The organism is Streptomyces sp. NPDC059582 (assembly GCF_042735715.1).
Classification (GTDB): Bacteria; Actinomycetota; Actinomycetes; order Streptomycetales; family Streptomycetaceae; genus Streptomyces.
Genome location: NZ_JBHWCC010000041.1, coordinates 1 through 19,405 on the forward strand (window position 1 = coordinate 1; position 19,405 = coordinate 19,405).

Here is a 19,405-nt window from a genome sequence, read left to right on the forward strand (position 1 = left end):
CCGCCGTACTGCGAGGGCGCGACTACCGCCGGGGGGTCACCCGGAAGGAGCGGATGACGGTCTGGTCGACCTCGTTGCCCGCCGTGTCCCTGGCGGTGAGGCGGATCGAGGCGTAGCCGCCGGCCGACGGCAGTGCCAGCTTCGCGATGCCGAGGTCGCCGCCGCGCCAGACCTTGACGGCCTTCCAGGTCTTGCCGTCGTCGAAGGAGATCCGAAGGCCCAGCGAGGTGGTGGCTGCCGGTCCGCCGCGCTCGGCCGCCACGGTGAAGTCGTACGTACGGCCGCCGGCGATGCTGCTGGAGCTGTTCACCGGGCCGTCGAGGCGGACGTTGAGAAGCGGCAGCTCGGTAGGCGACGGGCTGCTCGGCCGTCCGGACGTGAAGGTCCAGGTGGCCGAGGCCTTGCTGCCCAGGGTGGACCAGCCGACCTCGCGGGTGCCGGTCGACGTCAGGGTGTAGGTGGCCTTTTCGTAGGGGACGGCGGTCTGCAGCCGGCCGAGGGAGTCCAGCGACGCGACCTTGACCCCGTTGCGGTACAGGGTCGACGAGCCCGTGGCGCCCCGGGCCTCGCCCGCGTAGGTCGCCGTGTTCTCGCCGGCCGTGGAGAACAGGCCGGGGGTGAGGAAGAGCCGGTCCTCAAGGCGCAGTGCGTCCAGCGACCGGGCGCGCAGCGGGGCATGGTTCCACCACCGGGTGTAGGCCCTGCCCGGCTTGAAGCGCGTGGTGCCCGCGAACTGGATCTCGTCGTAGCCCGCGGTGCCCTGGGCGCGCATGCCGAGTGTGCGGTCCCAGACGATCGCCGCGTCGTCGGTGTAGTAGCGGGTCTGCCTGCCGGGGACCGGAACCTGGTTGCCGTCCACGAAGGTGATCGCGCCGTAGGTCGGGACCGGGGTGTCGATCCGGACCCCGAGGGGCTTGCCGCCCTGGTCGGCGTAGGTCTCCTCGACCCGGCCGAGCGCGCTGTCGTGGATTCTGCGGGTGAGGACGGCAGGGATGCCGCCCTTGGTGTTGACGGCGAGGTTGTAGGCGTAGCTCCAGGCCGCCTTGGTCCTGCTCTTGGGGACCGTGCCGCTCCACCGCTGGGTGGCGAGGAACCAGAACGGGTGGCTGGTGACCGTCGTGGTAGGGGTGGCGTAGACGCGGCTGCCCGGGAAGCCCATCACGAACTTCTGGGTGCCGTAGCGCCCGTCCGCGCTGATGGACGTCGTGCTGGCGAAGATGCCGTCGTTCTTGGCCTGGCCCTTGTCCACGGTGAGGTTGACCGGTTCGGCGGTGCTGCCGTCGAGGACGACCGGGGTGTCGGAGGTGAGGTTGACGCCCGGCTTGGAGAAGAGGACCGACGTCTGAGCCACGGGGTCGAACTTGCTCGCCGAGATGTCGTACTCGCTCTCCGGCAGCTGCATCGACGCCTTGCCGGCGGCGTCGGTGGTGACGCTGTACTGCAGGCCGGTCCGGACGTCGAAGGCGGAGACGTTGGTGCCCTCGCCGACGGGCTTGCCGTCGAGCCCGAGGACCGTGAACGACAGGCCGTGGGTGAGTGGCTCGGCGTAGACACCGAAGGCGTCGCGGACCGCGGTGGTGCCGTCGTCGGTGGCGGCGACGATCGAACCGCCGTAGGCGCCTGCCATCGTGTCGTCGATGGTGGCGGTGAGGGACGCGGAAGCGGTGCCGCCGGCCCGGACGGTCACGGTGTCGGCCGACAGGGCGAAGGCTCCCTTCGGTGCGGCCTGGCCCCTGGGCCCGTATGCGTCGACGGACAAGTGGAGCGTGACGTCGGCCGCGCCGTCGTTGGTGTAGGTGACGGTGCCGGTCCGGGTGACGTCCTGGTGTGGCCAGTCGGCCTTGCCGAGGCTGATGCTGCCGGAAGTGGCGCGCACCTTCTGCGCGCTGGCGCGGGCGACGTCCAGGCGGCCGCTGCCCTGGTCGTAGGCGGTCAGCCCGGGCAGGCCCTTGGCGGCGCTGGTGAGGGCGGCCTTGAAGTCCGCGGCCTTCCAGTCGGGGTGCTGCTGGGCGAGCAGCGCCACGGCCCCGGTGACGTGCGGGGTCGCCATCGAGGTGCCGGACGCGGTGACGTACGAGGCACCGACCGGGTCGCCCAGGGTGGTGCCCGCGGCGCGGGCCGCGGTGATGTCCTGGCCGGGGGCGACGATGTCGGGCTTGACGGCGAAGTCGCCGATCCGCGGACCGCGGCTGGAGAAGTCGCTGAGGGTGTCCTGCTTGGTGGTGCTGCCCACGGTGAGCGCGGAGTCGGCGATGCCGGGAGAGCCCACGGTGCCGCCGAAGTAGTCGGCCGCGGGGGCGCCCTCGTTGCCTGCCGCGATGACGAACAGGGTGCCGTGCGCGGCGGTCAGTGCGTCGACTGCCTCAGTGAGCGGGTCGGACTGGGCGTACGGGGGCGAGCCCAGGCTGAGGTTGACGGCCTTGGCGCCGGCCTCGGCCGCCCACGTCATGCCGTTGATGACGGCGTCGTCGGGGCAGAAACCGTCGTCGGTGCAGACCTTGCCGATCAGCAGCTTGGCGTCGGGGGCGACGCCCTTGTACTTGCCGCCGGAGGCCGCGCCGGTGCCCGCGATGGTGGATGCGGTGTGGGTGCCGTGGCCGTTCCCGTCCACCACCGACCCGGAGTCGGTGAAGTCCCTGGTCCGGCCTGTCTCGGCCTTGTCCACGAGGTCGGGGTGTGTCGGGTCGTAGCCGGTGTCGAGGTCGGCGACGGTGACGCCCTTGCCGGTGATGTGCGCTCCGGTGGAGTCGACGCTGTCCCAGACCTTGGGAGCACCGATGATGCCCGTGCTCTCGGCTAGGGCGACGCGGCTGCGGCCGTTGAGCCACAGCTTGTTCAGCGGGCCACGCAGCCCCTGCGTTCCGGTGACGAACTTCCAGAACGGGGCGGCGTCACGCTTGGCGGGGGCGAAACTGCCGCCGCCCAGAACGTTGAGAGTACGGGAGATCTTGGCGCCGTGCTGCTGGATCGCGCCGCGGGCGACGGCGGACTTGCCGCCGCGGCTGGAGTAGATCAGCCGGAGCGAGTCGCTCGATGCGTCGTCATAGCCGGCGTCGAGCTGCTCGGTGACGTCGAACAGACGGGGGTCGAGCTTCCCGGCGGTCAGCAGGGCCTGAGCGTCCGACGGAACCACCGAGATGTGCTGGTCGGTGCCGTGCCACTCGTGCGCCACCTGGAAGCCGATGTGGGTGCGGCCAGGGCCGCGTTGAACGCCTATGCCCGCAACGCCCCCGGCGCTTTGCGTGATGGTGACCTTGTCACCGGTGACCAGCGTCATGGTGCGGACGGTCCTGGCCGCGGGTGACGCGGTGCTCAGGACGGGTATGGCGGTGGTGGACCCCTGGGATGCCTCTGCGGCGCCGGGTACGGCTCCCGCGACGAGGCAGGCCAGAGCGGGCAGCAGGACCCACCCGGCTCGTATGCGCATGTATGAGTACCTTTTTGCCGTCCGGGAGACCTGTGGCACGGGCGGCGGACGGTGGGGTGTCCGGCGGTCGCCGGACACCCGGGACACGGCCTGGGCAGCGCTGAGTCGGGGTGTACGGCGTCCCGGTCAGATCGAACTCCCGACCGAGTCCTTGGTCACGAGGGATGAGAAAACCACACTGGATCGCTGTTGCCTAGTAGGACTTCGCTACGTCCGTCTGTCGGTCCTGTTTGGGGGCGTGTGTAGGGGTGTGGGTGCACTTGAACTGAACGGTGCTCGGGCGAAGTTGACGTCGTTCGCGGGTGCTGTGTTCGCTTCGGTGCCGCGCAAGGAACAGCGCGCCGAGGGTGACTGCTACCTGCGGGGGCTGATGCTGGGTGAGTCGGCCGAAGTCATCGCCCGCCGGGTGGGCCTGCCTGCTGCCTGATCATCTTTCGCAAATGTTCTGTTGCCGGGCGTCGGTCGTGAGCGACAATGCGCTCACCGAGGCGGGGGAGGCAGCGTGGATCGCGATGCCACGAGGGTGTGGTGGGTAGGGCTCGCCGGCCGGGTGGCTGTCGCCGTGCTGGCGTCGGCCGTCCTCTCACTCCTGACCTCGGTCGTTCTCATTGGCTTGCCTCACGGCTGGAAGACGGCAACGTCCTGGGCCGACGTCGCACTGCGCTCGTCGTGGATCGCCGGTTTCCTTGTCCCGGTCGCCCTCGCCACGCATCTCATGAGTGACTTTCGCGGCCGCAGGCGGCACCCCGCGCACGATCGCGACCGGCCCCGATCCTTCAAGAGGGGCGGTCAGCACCGTTGATCCGGGACCGCCCACAGCTTGCCGTCCGAAGGCCTTAGCCGCACGACTCGGCGAACATGATGACCTCAAAGACCGTCTTCGTCCGCCTGCTCCGCGGCGCAGACAGTGCGGAGGCCGCGGCCGGCAACCCGGCGCTCCCCACAGCGGTCATGCGCCGGCTGATCGATCTGGCCTGCGACGCACAACGACCAGAACCCGGGCGGTCTCCAAGGGACTTCGCCAGGCATCGGGGTGCCAGGGTTGTGGGAGGCTTCCATCCCGAACCGGACGAGAGGGGTGACGCTGGTGTCGAGCGGCGCGGTGTCAGCGGACGATCCGGACTGGGACCCGGACGAGCACGTGCGGTTTGCTCGCTACCGGAGGGCGTTCGACGAGGTGGCCCCGGCGGATGCAGGTGCCCTCATCACCCGAGTACTCGCCGATCCGGATAAGGGGATGGCGAACAGTGCCGTCTGCGAGTACCTCGACAGACGAGCCGCTGAACTGCTCACGGATCCCGGCTATCCTTCGTGGCGCCTGGAGATGGCTGGCCCTGTTGGAGTGGACGACTTCTCCACACGGCGCCTCAATGAGTGGACTTTGCTGCGGGCGATGACCTTGAGCGAGCCGTGGGACGCTGAGAACCTGCTCGCCGCCTCCAACTGGCTACAGGTCCACACCGCCGAAAAGTCCTCGGCGATGGCTGTTCTGGAAGTTCTGGCCGAGAGTGGCCGCACCCGTCGCATCCGCAACATCGCCAAGTCCCGGCTGTCCGCCGCCCAGCGATCGATGCCGGCCTGGCCGGAGCGCTGAGCCGCCGGCGCTTCAGCGCGAGCAGACGCAAAGGGCCCGGTGCTCAACCGCCGAGGGGCTTCCGCACCAGCTACAGCGGCTCGTCTTCGAGGGGTACTTCCTGGCTGTGGCGCAGGAGGTCGCGGACACCCGTGCGCTCGGGATCCGGGTCGCGCCGCCCGGCGACATCGCCCGCCGTGCCCTGGCCGACCCCGACCGGCTGCACCCCGAGCACATCGAGCGTGCGCCCAGGCAACGCCGCGGCGTAACAGCGCGCCCCGCGCCGCGTTATCGAGCGTGCGCCCAGGCAACGCCGCGGCGTAACAGCGCGCCCCGCGCCGCGTTGCCGAGACTGCCATCGCCGCAGGCCAAAGCGACCGGACGGGCGTCCCGGTCGGGTGGCAGCGCCCTTCTGGAGCGGCGGTGCTGCCGCAGCGAGTCGCAGCCTCCCCCGGAGCTGCCTACCGGCTCAGCCACACCCCGACACCCGTGATGCCGATCCGCGAAGCACCAGAGCGCCAGGCACTTGACGTTCGAAGACCTCGACCAGCCGGTGAAGACCGTCGGGCCCTCGCCGGCGCGGGCCGCGGCAAGGTCCTCGGCCACCGAAGCGGTTCGTAGGGTGGCAGCGCTTCAACCTGATCTCCAGTTGGCGGGCCGTCTCCACGTGTCCGAGTGCCCCCAGTCGATTTCGGCCCGTCCAGCCGGCTTGACCACTCGACTCACACTTGAACCTTCATCTGTCGCTGCTCTAGGGTGTGACATGAAACTTCAAGTGAAAGGCTGGCCTCGCACCCGAGCGCCAGCGGCTTGGCGTGCCAAAGGAGAAGATATGTCTCGTTCTGTGCAGAGTGTGCCCAAGGTGGAGGGGAAGGCCCGGAACATCATCCTGTGGGTCCTCCAGGTGATCCTGGCCGTCGTGTTCGTCATGGCGGGGGCTTCGAAGATCGCCGGCGCGCAGGACATGGTCAAAGTCTTCCAGGACGTCGGTGCCGGGCAATGGCTTCGGTACGTCACCGGCTCGCTGGAGCTGGCCGGGGCCGTACTGCTGCTCGTTCCCCGACTGAGTGCCCTGGGTGGCCTGGTACTCGCCGGCGTCATGGCAGGCGCATTCCTGAGCTGCTTGTTTGTGATCGACCAAAGTCCGGTAGCAGCAGCGGTGCTGCTCATCCTGGCAGCGGTCGTCATGTGGAACCGCCGAGGGCTCACGCTCAGTCTCGTCGGCAAAGGCGTGACGTCCGCTTGAACAGTCCGGGCCCGCCCAGGGCCCGGCCTCCGTCACTCATGAAGTCGCACGGTGCCGACCGCGGGTCGGCGCCGTCGGGCTGTGCGGCGACGGATGGCGTCGCGAGGCCCAGTGTGGTGTGCCACGCGGGGAGATATAAGTCATGCTGGCCGACCGCGGTGATCGGTCGCAGCTCGATCGCCTCCCGCGGGTGTCGCTGGTTCAGGTGAGGCGGCGGAGGGCGAGTGTCCAGGTGTACACCGTGTAGACGCTGGGCTCGTTCGCGTGCGGTACGGAGACGATCGCGGCGACCCGGTCACCGTCCCACCGCAGTTTCCGCCTTGTCGGCCCGCGCAAGTCCGCGGGTGCCTCGGTGAGTTCGGCGAGGACCGTGCTGTCGAGCCCGCGGCCCACCGCGCGGACCGCTCTGCCGTCGAGGACCAGGATCGTACCGTCGCGTAGAACCAGCGGCTCGGGCGGCAGTGGATCGGTCAGGCGCGGGCCGCGTTCCACGACACCGCCGGGCAGCAGCCGGACGACCCGGCCCTGGCTCGGCAGTTGACGGTCGGCCTCGACCACGCGCAGACCGGTACCGACCACGTAGTGGCCGTAGGAACGCCAGGCGTCGGTCTGGGTGCCGTCGCGGTCGTACTCCCAGGTGTCGAAGACGTCGTAGCCCTCCAGTCCGAGCACGAAACGGCCGCCTCCCCGCGCCGCGGCACTCTGCCCGCGCAACTCGGCGACGAGTCTCCCGTCCGCGAGGTCGAGGAGCAGCGCGGGGCCGAGGTGGCCCCAGGGCGTGTACTCCAGCGAGTACGTGGTGACGAGCACGCGGTCACCGGACAGATGGGCGGCGTTGGGTCTGCCGCTGCAGCGGTGCGTCCAAAGGGTCCGCCCGGTGGAGTCGACGCACCTGACCGACCCGACGGCACCGACGATGCTCAGACCGTCCCGGCGCGCCAACGGGTCCTTCGGGCACCAGGCCGGCTCGAAGGGCGATTCCCCCACCGTGCGCCGGTGGTTCACCACCTTCGCGCTCCACGCCGCGGCGGTCCCGTCCCCCTCTTCCCCGCTCGCCTCGTCTCTCGGCATGCGCGCGATCCTAATGCCGTACGACGCTGCCGCACGAGGCACGGGTCCCTGTCGGTTTCGTCCGCCGCACGTCTCTGGGCCAGCGGGCGGCCCGAGGTCGCTCAGCACAGGTCACCTGCCCTACCGCCAGGTCTCAGTCTGCACTCGTCCGGGCATGGAGTACGAACAGCTTCCCGAGCCCGAGCGGTGCGCCGTCTTCGCAGAGTTGATGGCTGCGGACGATTCGCGTTTTCCTCTACGACCAGATGCGGGCCCGGGACGCTGGGCCGGGTCCTCGTAGTCCTCGACGACGGCGCGGTGGCCGACGCCATTGGTCCCATGGAGGGCATGAGCGATGCCGTCGGCCGCGCACGGTTCATGCCCCAAGTACTTCGGCGTACGGCCGGAGTACCGGGGTGTGGGCTACGGAGGTGTTCGCTCTGCCGCAGCGGTTGACCCGGGCGTTGGCCGACGCGAGCTCCGCCGAACTCGAAGAGCTCGCCGATCGTTGGACCGCGCGGCTCCGGTCTGAGGAGGGGGACGACATGACCGACGATGATCTACTGGCGGTCCTGCAGGGAGTTGCCCGGCTCGCGGCGTCTGCGGTGAACACGGGTGGGGGCCTCTACAGCTGGAGCTGCTGACCGTCCTCCTGCGAAGGTGGCTCGCGTCTGACGCCGCTGCATGCCAAGAGCTCTGTCCCGGTGGCGTCGAAGTACTGCGTGAAGTGCCACGACCGGTCTACTGCGTCGATGATGCCGGTGCGCACTGCTCGTCGCGGTGCTGAGCCAGGATCGCAACCGTGTCGTCGAGGCCGAGGGTCGTCAGGCGTCAGGCGTCAGGCGTCAGGCCGATTTCCAACGACCGTCTCAGCCTCGTCGCGGGATTCGGCGTGGCCTGCGCGGGACGCTGGGACAGGGGAGGCCGTGACAGGTCGAGCTGCGGACCGACAACATGGTGGTCAAAAGGACAAGAAATACAAGACGTCGGACCCTGTCGAGGCCGGCGCGATGTTCGCCCGGAAGCCGGGCGACGAGCAGGGACGCGGTGGGGAGTCAGACGGCGTTCACCCCGAAGGGTGCCGCTGCCGTGTACGAGCGCCCCCACGAATCAGTGCGCACGCGTCCGACCTTCCTGGGCTGCGGACCTGCGGGCGCGGGCTCCGTCCGCCTGGCCGGCCGAGTGCCACCGCCGATACAAGAGGAGGAACACGGTCACCACGACGGCAAGGACTTTCACGCCGACGGAGATGTCCGAGGCCGCCATTGTCGTGGCAAGCGCGCACACCAGGCCCACGGCGGTACAAGCCCGCAGCAGCCACCTGGTGACCCGCCGGGTCCGAGTGGCGGGCATCGTCGGATCGGTACGGGACCGGCGCGCCCGCGCCGGCTCCGCCTGGGTAGCCCTTTGCGTCGTCCTCTTTGCCTGGCTCGCCGTCGTCACCCCGCTGGGGCCTGCCTGGGCCGGGACACGTGGTGGCTCGGTCGGAGCGGGAGGCGGCAGGAGCGGTGGGTCGTGTCGTGACGGGCCGGGATCGGGCAGCGTCGGCCGGGCGCGAGGGAACGCGGTGGGTGCCATGGCCATCGCGCCCAGCCGGTACCGGACTTCTGCGGCGGTCTGCGGACGGTCGGCCGGATTCTTGGCCAGCAGGGCGAGGATCAACTCGTCCCAGTCCTGCGGCAGTCCCGCGCGCAGCAGGCGTGGTGGAGCGGGAGGCTCGGTGATGTGTTGGTGGAGCACCACATGCCAGGCGCTCCCCTCGAACGGCAGCCGCCCGGTGACCAGTTCGTAGAGAACGACTCCCAAGCAGTACAGATCGCCCCGCCCGTCGACGTCTGCCTCTCCGCGGGCCTGCTCCGGCGACATGTACGCGGGTGTACCCATGACCGATCCTGTGGCGGTCAGCGTGGTCGACGCTCGTGTGGTTCCGTCGAGGAACCGGGCAATGCCGAAATCGAGCACCTTGACGACCTTGGCGTCGTCGAAGGCCGTGTCGCCCCCGGTGAGCAGGACGTTCGCCGGCTTCATGTCCCGGTGCACGACCCCCGCGGCGTGGGCCGTCCCGAGCGCGCGGCACAGCTGATCGGTCCAGCGTGCCACTTCGTCCAGCGGAGGAAGCCAGCCGGCGCTCTTGAGCAGACGGTCCAGCGGGCGCCCATCCAGCAGTTCCATCACCAGGTACGGCACTTCAGGGCCACCGCCCATCCGTGCCGTACCGAGTTCATGGACCGTCACGATGTGCGGACTTGACAGCCTCGCGACGGCCCTGGCCTCACGCACGAACCGGGCCGTGGCCGTCAGATTCTGGGCGTAGGCGAGTTCGGTGATCAGTTTTACGGCCACCTCGCGGTGCAGGTTCGCGTCATAAGCGCGCCACACCTCGCCCATGCCGCCGGACCCGATCCGGTCGATCAGGCGATAGCGGCCGTCCAGCTGCCGTTCCGACATCGGGTCCCCCTCGTCATGGCCGGTTTCAGGTCCGGCAGCGTGCACAGCGTCCTGGTGGAAGCGGTTTGGTCCAAGGAGCGTGTGACGGGACGGCCGCACCGCGTCTCCGCGCGCCTGCAGCCCTGGTCGCGCGCCCAGGACGGCTGCCTCTTCCGCTTCAACGGAGCCGGATGCGATGTACCTTCGGCACCTGCTCCGCGGTACCCGCTGCCGAAATCGTGTCCTGCCCCGCGCGAACCTCTCAGCTGGAGGTCTCGGTCCGGTCGAGTTCCGGGGCAGACACGGCGCCCCTCGAACGGGCCTTCCGCAGCGACATCATGAGGCCTACCACGACGGCCCAGATCCCGATGAGTGAGGCCAGCGGAAACAGCGCGTCGAAGCGGTCGGTGAACGCGATCGTGGCGGACGCCAGCGAGTAGGCCAGGCCGCCGACGAGGCCGAGCGCGAGTGTGGTCGGGTTGCCGACGGTGCGGGTGAGACCGCCGGCGACGGCGAGGGCTGCGATGCCCAGGCCCCACAACGGATCGGTGATCGTCTCGTTCCACGTCTGCACGTGGTAGATGAACGTCTTCTCGCCACCGGCGATCCCGTCCGCACCGAGGGCGGCGAACAGGTGCAGCGTCATTCCGATCGTGCTGACGGCGGCGATGACGGAGAAGACGCCGGTCACTGTGGCCATGTGGGAGCCGAGACCGTCGCGGCGCCGGAACGCGAGGATCGCGGTCGCGAAGCACGTCATCGCGGCCAGCAGCAGTGTGTGCGAGGGATACCACATCGAGTCGACCAGCATTTCGTGAAGCTGGGAGACTTTCGATCCCCCGCCGCTGTCACCGGGGTGGATGGCGCCGCCTGCGAAGAAGCAGACCCCGCCCAGCGCGAGGAGGGGCCCGGCGACCCGTTCGGGGCGTCCGGTGCGGGGCAGTTGGGTGTGGGCCTGAGTCGACGTGCTCATGGTGGTTCCTCCGGTCGGGACGAATCGGTGGTTCCACCATGTCGCTCCCCGGCGGTCTGGGACACGGTGCGCACCCTGCACTTCGACCAGGGGTAACCCTCATCCGCGAGCGTTGCCGCTGTGCCAGCATGGCTGTATGTCAGCGGCCATGGAGGCGCACGACCAGGTCCCACCGACGCTCCGCGAAGCCGGGGCGGCACTGGTGGCGCTGGTGGTTGCGACGCTCGTCGGCTACGGCTGGTACCTCGGCTTTCACCTGGAGAACGTGCACAACGGGCTGATCGGCGCCTCCTTCACTGCGGTGGGACTGTACGTCGTCCGGATGCGGCCGCGGCACCCGGAGGGCTGGCTGTTCGTCGCGACCGGCGTGCTGCACGCGGTGATGTTCTTCGGCCGCCAGTACGGCCTGCACAGCGGCACTCTGGTCGGCGCGTCCTGGCTCGGCTGGGTCGGGGTGTGGCCGTTGCCGCCGGCGATCGCGCTGGCCGGGTGGACGCTCATGGCGTTTCCCGACGGGCGGCTCCTGTCACGGTGGTGGCGGTTCGCCGTGGTGGCGATGATGGCGGTCGCTGCCGTACTCGCGCTGCTGTCGGCGTTGTGGCCGGTGGAGTACGACCGGGTGGGACTGGCTGCTCCGCACCCGCTGGATGTGCCGGGCGGCGACGCGGCGGACCGCGTCTGGGAGTACGCGCACTACAGCTATCTGCTCTTCCAGGTGTTGTGGACCGTCGCGATCGTGGTGCGTCTCCGTCGCGCGCGTGGCGACGAGGCGCGCCAGATGCGCTGGCTCGTGTGCGCGGTGGTCGCGGCGATCCTGTTGCTGGTGGCCGGCTTGCTGGCGTTCGGCAGTCCGGTTCTGGGCCTGCTCGCGCTCCCGCTGATCCCGGTCGCCGCAGGATTCGCGATTCTCAAGTTCCGGCTCTATGACATCGACCCGGTCATCAACAAGTCCCTCGTCGTCGGGGTCATGCTGCTGCTGATCACGGCAGCGTACGTGGCGATCGTGGTCGGTGCGGGAGCCGTGGTTCCGGCGGACGAACGAGCTCTGGCACTGGTCACGACGGCCGTCGTCGCAGTCGCGTTCGAACCGTTACGGCGACGGGCCCAGCGCCTGGCGGATCGTCTCGTGTACGGGCATCGCGCGACGCCGTACGAAGCGTTGTCCCGGTTGTCGGCCCACCTCGAGGACCCGCCGCAGGAGTTGCTCGATGCCGTCGCGGCCACGGTCGCGGGAGGGGTCGGCGCCACCGAGGTTGTCGTGTGGGTGGGCGACGAACATTGTCTCGAGCCCCAGGGCCGGTGGCCGGCTGCGACGGTCGACGCGGGCCCGGCAGCGCTCGCCGGACTGGGCGGGTCACGCCGACTGGTCCGGCCCGTCGTCCACCGCGGTACCGTGCGCGGCGCGATCACGGTCCGCAAGCCGACGGGGGAGTCGCTCAGCGCCACGGAGGTCCGTCTGCTCTCGGACCTGGCCGCGCAGACCGGCCTGATCATCGGGCAGCAGCAACAGGCGCAGGAGGTCCAGGCGGCGGCCCGCCGGATCGTCACCGCCGAGGACGCCGCCCGCCGGCGCATCGAGCGCGACCTCCACGACGGTGCACAGCAGCGACTCGTCACCCTGGGGCTGGAACTAGGTGCTCTGGCCAAGCAAGCGGAGGCAAGCGGGGCGGCCATGGCGGATCGGGTCAGACATGCGCGGTCACAACTACTCGAGGCCACTGCCGAACTGCGTGAGCTGGCCCGTGGCCTGCACCCGATGGTGCTGGCCCAGTCGGGTCTCGAGCCCGCGCTCGCCGCGCTGGCGGACCGGTCGGCGATCCCGGTGCGCCTGCACGTGGCCCACATGGGTCGCCTGCCGGGCAACGTCGAGGCGACGGCGTACTACGTGGTGAGCGAGGCGCTCACCAACGCCGTCCGCCACTCGGGCGCGAGCGTGCTCGTCGTCGACGTGGCCCCGGCCGAAGGCGGGCTCTGCGTGGAGGTCACCGACGACGGCCGCGGCGGAGCACGCCCAGGTCCGGGAACGGGGCTGCAGGGACTGGCGGATCGCCTCGCAGCACTCGGCGGTGACCTCCAGGTCGACAGCCCTTCCGGCGGCGGGACCCGGGTCAGGGCGGTGCTGCCGTGCGCGTGATTGTCGCCGACGACGCGCTGCTCTTCCGCGAGGGAATGGCTCGCATCCTCGCCGAGGAGGGCTTCGAGGTGGTGGCCCAGGCCCGGAACAGTGCTGAGCTGGTCGGGCTCGTCCGTCGCGACCCGCCGGACGTGGTCATCACCGACCTGCGGATGCCGCCGGGCTTCGCGGACGAGGGCATCGAGGCCGCGGCCGAGATCCGCTGCTTCGCGCCGAGGGTCGGACTGATGCTGTTGTCGCAGTACGTCGAGGTGCATCACGCGCTACGGCTGATGGAAGAGTTCGACGGTGCGGTCGGCTACCTGCTCAAGGACCGGGTGTCCGATCTCGGTGCCTTCGCGGTCGACGTGCGACGCGTTGCCGGGGGAGATGTCGTGATCGACGCCGAACTCGTCTCCATGCTGGTCAGCCGACGACGGGAACGCGACCCGCTCGCCGAACTCACCGACCGCGAGCGGGAGGTGCTGGCGCTGATGGCCCAGGGACTGTCCAATGCCGCGTTGTGCGAGGAGTTGGTCCTCAGCCCCAAGACGATCGAGGGCTACGTACGCAGTGTCTTCACCAAGCTCGGCCTGGAGCAGGGCGAGCGCGAGCACCGGCGGGTGCAGGCGGTGCTCCAGTTCCTGCGTTGTCGGTGATTTCCTTTCCCCGGCCTGGGGGGCAGGCGCTGACCGGCCGCTGCCCTCCGTCACCCATTTCGTGGCTCCGCAATGGAGCCGACGTATCCCGGTGATCTCGCTCCTGTCGACCCCAGGGCTGGATCGTGGGTTCCCGAGCTCGCCCGCAACGCCGTTGCTCTGCCGCCGGAACAGCGGAACGTCGTACATCCGGCGGCACCGGAGCGGGCCGCGCTCATGGTTTTCTCGGACGGCTCCCGCCCCGTGATGCGCAGTGGACGTCACGCGGCGAAGCCTGCTGTTCCGCTGCGGGACATCACTATCTTCGTGATGGATGTGGTGGGTCCAAGGCCGAGCAGCATGCGAACGACGGCGACCGTGTCGGCGACGGTGATCATGGTATCGGCTGGGACGGTGCCGGTGGCCCAGGCCGCCATGTCGGTGTCGACGAAGGCCGGGGCGATGGCTGTAGCCATGACACCCCTTCCGGATTCTTCGGCGTTGAGCGCTTCCACGAGTGAGATCAACGCGGCCTTCGATGCGCCGTAGACGGCGAGGCCGGCTTCGGGATACACCCCGGTGATCGATGCGAGCGCGATGACTCGCGTGCCTCGCCTCGGGTTGGCGGCGGCAGCGGTGCGCAGCATCGGCAGCGCGTGCTGCACCATCAGGAATGGCGAGGTGAAGTTGACGTGCAGGCTCTTGTCCACCCTGTACGCGGGTGTGGTCTCCAGCGGCGCCGCGGTGCCGACGCCGGCGTTGAGTATCAGCGCGTCCATCGTGCCGAAGGTGTCGCGGTGGAGATCGGCTACGGCGGCGGCGCCGTCTCGGTCTGCCATGTCCGCGGCGTGGTGGATGACCTTCTCGGCGCCCGCGTCGCTCAGCGTGGCGGACAGCGCATCGAGGTCCTCCGCCGATCGCGAGGTGACCGTGAGCCCGTACCCCTGGCGGGCGAGTTCAAGGGCGATGCCCCGACCGATGCCGCGGGAGGCTCCTGTGATGAGTGCCGTCCTCATCGGTGCGCTCCGAGGGTCGTGCGGCCGAGTTCGAGGAAGGTGGCAACGGATTCGGCGGCCGTGTCGAAGCCGGGGCCGCGTGCGGCGCCGGCACGCGCCCGGTGGTCGATACCGGCCGCGATCACCGCGATCTTGAAGTACGCCAGGGCGAGATGGAAGTCCCAGTCGGTGAGCGGGATGTCGCCCGCGCGTTCGTAGGCGGCGGCAAGTGCGGCCGGCTCGGGCAGCCGCGGACTGGCCCACGCGCTGGGCGAGCCTACGATGAGGTCGAAGGCGGGATCGCGGTAGGCGCACATCATCGCCACGTCTGCGACGGCGTCGCCGATGGTGGACAGCTCCCAGTCCACAATGGCCGCGACCTGTGGAGCCGATGACGAGTCGGGCGACAGGATCACGTTGTCGATCCGGTAGTCGCCGTGCACGATGCCCGTCGTCTGTCGTTTCGGTATCGAGCCTGCGAGACGGTCGTTCAAATCGCGTGCGAGACCGTCCAGTTCGGCTGAACCGATCAGCTGCCATTGGCCCCACCAGCGCCGCAGCTGCCGTTCGGCGTAGCCGCCCGGCCGGCCGAAGCCCTCCAAGCCGATGCGGACGTGATCGACTCGGTGCAGGGCCGCTAGGGAGTTGAGCAGCTGGTCGACGGTCGTGTCGAGTGACGCGTCATCGAGCGCGGCGAGTTGATCGCGGGTTCGAACCGTGCGGCCGGGAACGAACTCGGCGACCGAGAATGCCCCACCGAGCAAGGATTCGTCTTTGCACAGCGCGACGGGCCGGGCGACGGGGATGCCGGTGGCGGCGAGTGCCGCGGTGACGCGGTGCTCCCGCGCGACGTCGTGCGCTGACGGGGTGCGGCCTGCCCGTGGCGGCATCCGCAGGACCCAGCGGGACACCCCGTCGGTCAGCCGGAAGGTGACGTTGGATCTGCCACCGGTGATGAGTTCCGCGGCAAGCGGCTGAGTCACTTCGACGCCGGCCGCACGCATCACTGCCGCGACGGAGTCGAGTTCCGTCCCGGTCAGTGGGATGTCGGTGCTGTGTGTGACCCCCACGGCTGTGCTCTTCGCCCCGGTCATCGGCCGTGCCCGTCGGCGGTGAGTTGCCGTACCGCTCTGGTGGCTATCGACCAACGGTGTACCTCCGACGGACCGTCGTATATGCGGAACGGGCGCAGTTCGCGAGCGATCTTGGCGATGGGCAGGTCGCCGGATACCCCGAGGCCGCCGCACAGTTGTGTCGCCCGGTCGACGACGCGGTTCAGCGCTTCCGCGGCGAAGGTCTTGGCGATCGACGTCTGCTTAGACGCGCGCTCGCCGGCGTCGAGTTCGGCGCAGGCCTGCATGAGCAGAGCGCGGGTGGCGGCGAGGTCGATCTCGTTGTCGGCGATCAGTTGCTGTGCCATACCGAGGTCCGCGAGCCGGGAGCCGAACGCATGGCGCTGCGTTGCGTACCGGACGGCGACCTCGTGCGCGCGGCGCGCGGCGCCGGTCCACCGCATCACGTGGGTCATGCGGGCCGGACCGAGTCGCACTTGGGCGTATCGGAATCCCTCGTCCACCTCGCCGAGGACGGCGTCGTCGGGGACGAGGACGTCGACGAACGACAGCTCACAGTGCCCACCGATCATGGACCGGTCCATCGTCGGGAGGTGACGGACCACCTCGATGCCCTCGGTCCCCGCGGGCGCGAGGAACATGGTGGCGCCGCCGGAATCTCCGGGTTCGCCGCTGGTGCGGGCCATGATGATGAAGAAGCCCGCGCCATCCGCACCGGTGATGAGGTGCTTGCGGCCGTTGATCAGCCACCCGTCGTCGGTCTTGGTCGCGCGAGTGGAGAGCGCGGCCGGGTCCGACCCCGCCCCGGGTGACGGTTCGGTCATCGCGAACGCTGAACGGGTCTGGCCCGTCACCAGGGGCCGCAGGTACTCGTCCCGCTGCGCGTCGGAGGCGACGTGCGCCAGGAGGTGGACGTTGCCTTCGTCAGGGGCGTTGATGTTCAGCGCCATCGGTCCGAACAGGGAGTAGCCCGCTTCCTCGAAGACGGGCGCTCGTTCGGACATGCTCAGACCAAGGCCACCGCAGTCGACCGGGCCGTGCGGGGAGAGGAGCCCGGCGCCGTGGGCCGCGCGCTGGAGGCGCACACGCAGGGCGTCGCCTCCCGCGGCGTGCGCGTCTCCGTCGTACTCGTCGTCGATGGGCAGAACCTCGGCTCGGATGAACTCTCGGGTCGCGTCCACGAGTTTGCCTACGGCAAGCACGGGCGCACCTCCCCCCGGATCGATGGGTGTCGGACGGTCTTCGGCCTGCGCTATCGGGTGCTACGGCCCGGATCGGCCACGAGGTGCTGAAGGAACCACTCGGTCGCCGCCTTGCTGGTCTCCTCGAAGTGGGCCACGTACGTCTGGAAGTGCCCACCGGCGTGTATCACGACGTGCTTCGGTTCCCGGGCCGTGGCGAACGCCTCCAGCTGGATCTCGGGAAATGTCGTCGTGTCGCTACGGCCGACGATCATCAGCCATGGCTTCGGCGAGAGGTACGGGAACCATCCGGCGGGCTCGAATTCGATCATGTGGCCGACCGAGCGGAGCGTGACCTGGTTCTTCCACTCGGGGGCTCCTTGCTCGCTGAGCTCGATGAACCGGCTGTGCACCACCGGCGGCAGCGCGCACAGCTCCTCGGGCTCGGTCGAGAACACGGGGATCATGGCCGGCTCCTTCCCGAGGCGGCGGGCCTGACGGTCCTCGCGGAGCCGGTTCTGGATGAGTTCGAGCTGGGGGCGGGTGAACATCTCACGGCTGTTGCGGTGGCCGCTGGCGTTGGGGATCTGGGAGACGACACAACGCACACGTGAGTCGTTGGCGCCGATCACGGCCGCGAGACCACCGGCGTAGCTCGATCCCCACACGCCGAAGCCGGCGTCGGCGTCCACCCCGGGCAGCGTCTCGGCGAACGAGAGGGCGTCGCGCCAGTCCTCGATCTGCCGGTACGGGTCGACCTCGAGGCGCGGGGTGCCGTCGGAGGTGCCGAAGCCGCGGTGGTCGTAGACGAGGGAGGAGAACCCGGCGGCGGCGAACGCGGCGGCGTAGCGGTCGATCTGTTCCTTCACGCCCGAGAACCCGTGCGCGAGCACGATGCAGGGCTTGGGACCGTCGCCGCTGCTGTGGAAGTACCCGCGAAGCGTTGTCCCGTCTTCTACCTGGAACTCGACATCCTCACGCACTGTTGGCTCCTACTCCTCAGAGTTGAATATGGCGTCAGTTTTGGAACTTAGGGTTACCCCGAGGGCCCTGTCAAGAGATCTCCGTGCGGTGCACCCGGGAGGTGGCCGGGTCGGAGAAGCGTCCGTCGGCGCCGTCGGCCTCGGTGGCCGGTCGGGGCGGGGTGGCCCGCCATGAGTTCAGCCGGTGCGGCGCGGAAATGAGGCATCGTCAAGTCGACGCCCTGTGGCCGGGGCGTCTGTGCGGCGGGTGCCGGCGCACAGCGTCCGTGCCGGTCCGTGTTTCGCGGCGGGAGTGGCTGCCAGGCGCACGTGGTCGCCGAGTTGGACGCCGGCTGCTCGCCGTCCGCAAGCCGCGCCTGGGGTTTGGGGAACGTTCCCGATCGGGCGTCCCGGGGTGCGGAACAGGCGTCAGGAGTGGACTCCGTGCTGCTCCTTGACGGCTGCGATGGCTCAAGTCACACTCCCTGTACTAAACATGGCGCCAGATTCAGAAATGGTGTCTGGGCAGGAGGAGGAGTGCTATGGCGCGACGATTGGCGGCGTTGCTGGCCGTTACGGCTCTGGGCGTCATGGCGGGATGCTCGCCCCCGAACGCGCAGTCCGGGTCCGGACCCATCGTTCTCGGAGGCGTGTTCGACCTGTCCGCCACGGCATCCACGCTCGGCAAGCCGGCGCAGCAGGGCGCCCAGCTGGCCGTCGACGAGATCAACAGCCGCGGCGGCGTACTGGGGCGCAAGCTCGAACTGAACTCCGCCGACGAAGGATGTGACACCACCAAGGGCGTGGCCGCAGCCCGCAAGTACATGAGTGACCGCGCCTTCATGCTCTTCGGGTTCTCCTGCAGCCCCGTCGCGCTCGCGGTGAAGCCGCTCGCCGAGGCGCAGCGCCTCCCGATGCTCGTCACGACGGCAACGGCAACGGAGATCACCCGGCCTGCCGCGCACTATGTGTTCGACTCCAACGTGTCAGCCGCGGACGAAGCGCGATCGCTGACGAACCTCGTGCTTCCGCGCTACCACCCACACAAGATCGCGGTCGCCTACGTCGGAAACGACTACGGGAAAGCCGCCGCGGACGGGGTGAAAGCCACACTGGAGGCGAAGGGCCTGGGGTCGGCGTACCAGGGCGTGGAGATCCCGCTCGATGCCACGGACTACCGGGCCCAGTCCCTGATCCTCGCCCGGTCCAGGCCGGACGTGATCCTCACCGTCGTGTACTCGACCCCGCCGCTGATCAAGGCGCTGCGGCAGGCAAGTGTGACAGCCCCCGTGGTCTCGTTCAGCGGAGGCATTCTCGAAGCGACCGTCACGCCCCTGGCGCAGCAGGGCCTGCTGAGGGGCTTCGCCAGCTCCTGGTACGCACCGACCGAGCTCGGCACCAGGAGCGAGAGCACAGAGATGAGTCACTTTGCACAGGCCTACCAGCGGCGCTACGGGAAGTACCCGGACTCCGTCGCACTCGAGGGCTACCAGGGGATCAAGCTGGTGCAGAAGGCGCTGGAGAAGGCCGGAGCCGTCGACGCGGACAAGTTCGTCAGCGCGATGGAGTCCCTGAACAGCGTGGACTTCGGTCTCGGCTATCCGATGAGCTTCTCCAAGACGGACCACTCCGGGCCCGAGCAGATGTCCCTGGTCCAGTTCGAGTCCAACAGGGCACCGGACGACGACGGTCTGTACGGCAGCGTCAAGATCTTCAGTGCCCCGTCCGGCAGCTGAACAGGTCAGGA

At 69.4% G+C, this 19,405-nt stretch carries 15 protein-coding genes; 6 read left to right on the plus strand and 9 right to left on the minus strand.

Annotated features, from left to right (window positions below; all coding sequences use genetic code 11):
• Positions 1–22: 22 nt before the first annotated feature.
• Positions 23–3,427, minus strand: coding sequence for a S8 family serine peptidase (locus tag ACFV0T_RS29295; RefSeq protein ID WP_385785409.1), 3,405 nt, complete (start codon positions 3,425–3,427; stop codon positions 23–25).
• A 286-nt stretch (positions 3,428–3,713) separates the two neighbouring features.
• Between ACFV0T_RS29295 and ACFV0T_RS29300 the strand changes: the two genes are divergently transcribed.
• Both ACFV0T_RS29300 and ACFV0T_RS29305 read left to right on the plus strand, forming a co-directional pair.
• On the plus strand, positions 3,714–3,854 hold the full coding sequence (locus ACFV0T_RS29300; protein ID WP_385785596.1) for a hypothetical protein: 141 nt from the start codon (positions 3,714–3,716) through the stop codon (positions 3,852–3,854).
• Between the two features lie 651 nt (positions 3,855–4,505).
• The gene (locus ACFV0T_RS29305; protein ID WP_385785413.1) at positions 4,506–5,021 is read left to right on the plus strand and encodes a hypothetical protein; all 516 of its coding nucleotides are present in this window, start codon (positions 4,506–4,508) and stop codon (positions 5,019–5,021) included.
• Between the two features lie 70 nt (positions 5,022–5,091).
• Here ACFV0T_RS29305 and ACFV0T_RS29310 read toward each other — a convergent pair whose 3' ends face one another.
• Positions 5,092–5,256: a hypothetical protein gene (locus ACFV0T_RS29310; protein ID WP_385785416.1), complete on the minus strand. Its 165-nt coding sequence runs from the start codon at positions 5,254–5,256 to the stop codon at positions 5,092–5,094.
• 576 nt (positions 5,257–5,832) lie between these two features.
• Here ACFV0T_RS29310 and ACFV0T_RS29315 point away from each other — a divergent pair.
• Positions 5,833–6,246 (plus strand): DoxX family protein, encoded by a 414-nt coding sequence (locus ACFV0T_RS29315; protein ID WP_385785419.1) that lies wholly within the window; start codon positions 5,833–5,835, stop codon positions 6,244–6,246.
• A 201-nt stretch (positions 6,247–6,447) separates the two neighbouring features.
• On the opposite strand, the gene ACFV0T_RS29320 is transcribed toward ACFV0T_RS29315, so the two are convergent.
• The 3 genes from ACFV0T_RS29320 to ACFV0T_RS29330 all read right to left on the minus strand — a co-directional run bounded on the left by ACFV0T_RS29320 (position 6,448) and on the right by ACFV0T_RS29330 (position 10,696).
• Complete coding sequence (locus ACFV0T_RS29320) at positions 6,448–7,317, minus strand: hypothetical protein (protein WP_385785422.1); 870 nt, start codon at positions 7,315–7,317, stop codon at positions 6,448–6,450.
• A gap of 1,089 nt (positions 7,318–8,406) precedes the next feature.
• Positions 8,407–9,744 carry a protein kinase gene (locus ACFV0T_RS29325; protein WP_385785424.1) on the minus strand — a complete coding sequence of 446 codons (1,338 nt, stop codon included), beginning with the start codon at positions 9,742–9,744 and terminating at the stop codon, positions 8,407–8,409.
• A gap of 241 nt (positions 9,745–9,985) precedes the next feature.
• Positions 9,986–10,696 carry a hypothetical protein gene (locus ACFV0T_RS29330; protein ID WP_385785426.1) on the minus strand — a complete coding sequence of 237 codons (711 nt, stop codon included), beginning with the start codon at positions 10,694–10,696 and terminating at the stop codon, positions 9,986–9,988.
• 136 nt (positions 10,697–10,832) lie between these two features.
• Here ACFV0T_RS29330 and ACFV0T_RS29335 point away from each other — a divergent pair, with 136 nt between their 5' ends.
• Entirely contained in the window at positions 10,833–12,830 is a 1,998-nt protein-coding gene (locus ACFV0T_RS29335; protein WP_385785429.1) for an ATP-binding protein, read from the plus strand.
• Positions 12,821–13,468, plus strand: coding sequence for a response regulator (locus ACFV0T_RS29340; RefSeq protein WP_385785432.1), 648 nt, complete (start codon positions 12,821–12,823; stop codon positions 13,466–13,468). Before ACFV0T_RS29335 ends, ACFV0T_RS29340 begins: the two co-directional genes overlap by 10 nt.
• 260 nt (positions 13,469–13,728) lie before the next feature.
• Here ACFV0T_RS29340 and ACFV0T_RS29345 read toward each other — a convergent pair whose 3' ends face one another.
• Genes ACFV0T_RS29345 through ACFV0T_RS29360 form a run of 4 tightly spaced genes read right to left on the minus strand, consistent with a single transcriptional unit; the run spans position 13,729 to position 17,679 of the window.
• Positions 13,729–14,463 (minus strand): SDR family NAD(P)-dependent oxidoreductase, encoded by a 735-nt coding sequence (locus ACFV0T_RS29345; RefSeq protein ID WP_385785434.1) that lies wholly within the window; start codon positions 14,461–14,463, stop codon positions 13,729–13,731.
• A complete protein-coding gene (locus tag ACFV0T_RS29350; protein ID WP_385785437.1) occupies positions 14,460–15,512 on the minus strand; it encodes a phosphotransferase family protein in 1,053 nt (350 codons plus the stop codon). Before ACFV0T_RS29350 ends, ACFV0T_RS29345 begins: the two co-directional genes overlap by 4 nt.
• 20 nt (positions 15,513–15,532) lie before the next feature.
• Positions 15,533–16,717: an acyl-CoA dehydrogenase family protein gene (locus ACFV0T_RS29355; protein ID WP_385785440.1), complete on the minus strand. Its 1,185-nt coding sequence runs from the start codon at positions 16,715–16,717 to the stop codon at positions 15,533–15,535.
• Between the two features lie 50 nt (positions 16,718–16,767).
• On the minus strand, positions 16,768–17,679 hold the full coding sequence (locus tag ACFV0T_RS29360; RefSeq protein WP_385785443.1) for an alpha/beta hydrolase: 912 nt from the start codon (positions 17,677–17,679) through the stop codon (positions 16,768–16,770).
• A 521-nt stretch (positions 17,680–18,200) separates the two neighbouring features.
• Here ACFV0T_RS29360 and ACFV0T_RS29365 point away from each other — a divergent pair.
• Positions 18,201–19,394, plus strand: a complete 1,194-nt coding sequence (locus ACFV0T_RS29365) for an ABC transporter substrate-binding protein (protein ID WP_385785446.1) — start codon at positions 18,201–18,203, stop codon at positions 19,392–19,394.
• Positions 19,395–19,405: the final 11 nt, after the last annotated feature.

Bases quoted from the DNA above. Each gene is read 5' to 3' on its own strand.
- ACFV0T_RS29295 (WP_385785409.1), bottom strand. From the start codon at position 3,427: ATGCGCATACGAGCCGGGTGGGTCCTGCTGCCCGCTCTGGCCTGCCTC.
- ACFV0T_RS29315 (WP_385785419.1), top strand. From the start codon at position 5,833: ATGTCTCGTTCTGTGCAGAGTGTGCCCAAGGTGGAGGGGAAGGCCCGG.
- ACFV0T_RS29320 (WP_385785422.1), bottom strand. From the start codon at position 7,317: ATGCCGAGAGACGAGGCGAGCGGGGAAGAGGGGGACGGGACCGCCGCG.
- ACFV0T_RS29325 (WP_385785424.1), bottom strand. From the start codon at position 9,744: ATGTCGGAACGGCAGCTGGACGGCCGCTATCGCCTGATCGACCGGATC.
- ACFV0T_RS29330 (WP_385785426.1), bottom strand. From the start codon at position 10,696: ATGAGCACGTCGACTCAGGCCCACACCCAACTGCCCCGCACCGGACGC.
- ACFV0T_RS29335 (WP_385785429.1), top strand. From the start codon at position 10,833: ATGTCAGCGGCCATGGAGGCGCACGACCAGGTCCCACCGACGCTCCGC.
- ACFV0T_RS29345 (WP_385785434.1), bottom strand. From the start codon at position 14,463: ATGAGGACGGCACTCATCACAGGAGCCTCCCGCGGCATCGGTCGGGGC.
- ACFV0T_RS29365 (WP_385785446.1), top strand. From the start codon at position 18,201: ATGGCGCGACGATTGGCGGCGTTGCTGGCCGTTACGGCTCTGGGCGTC.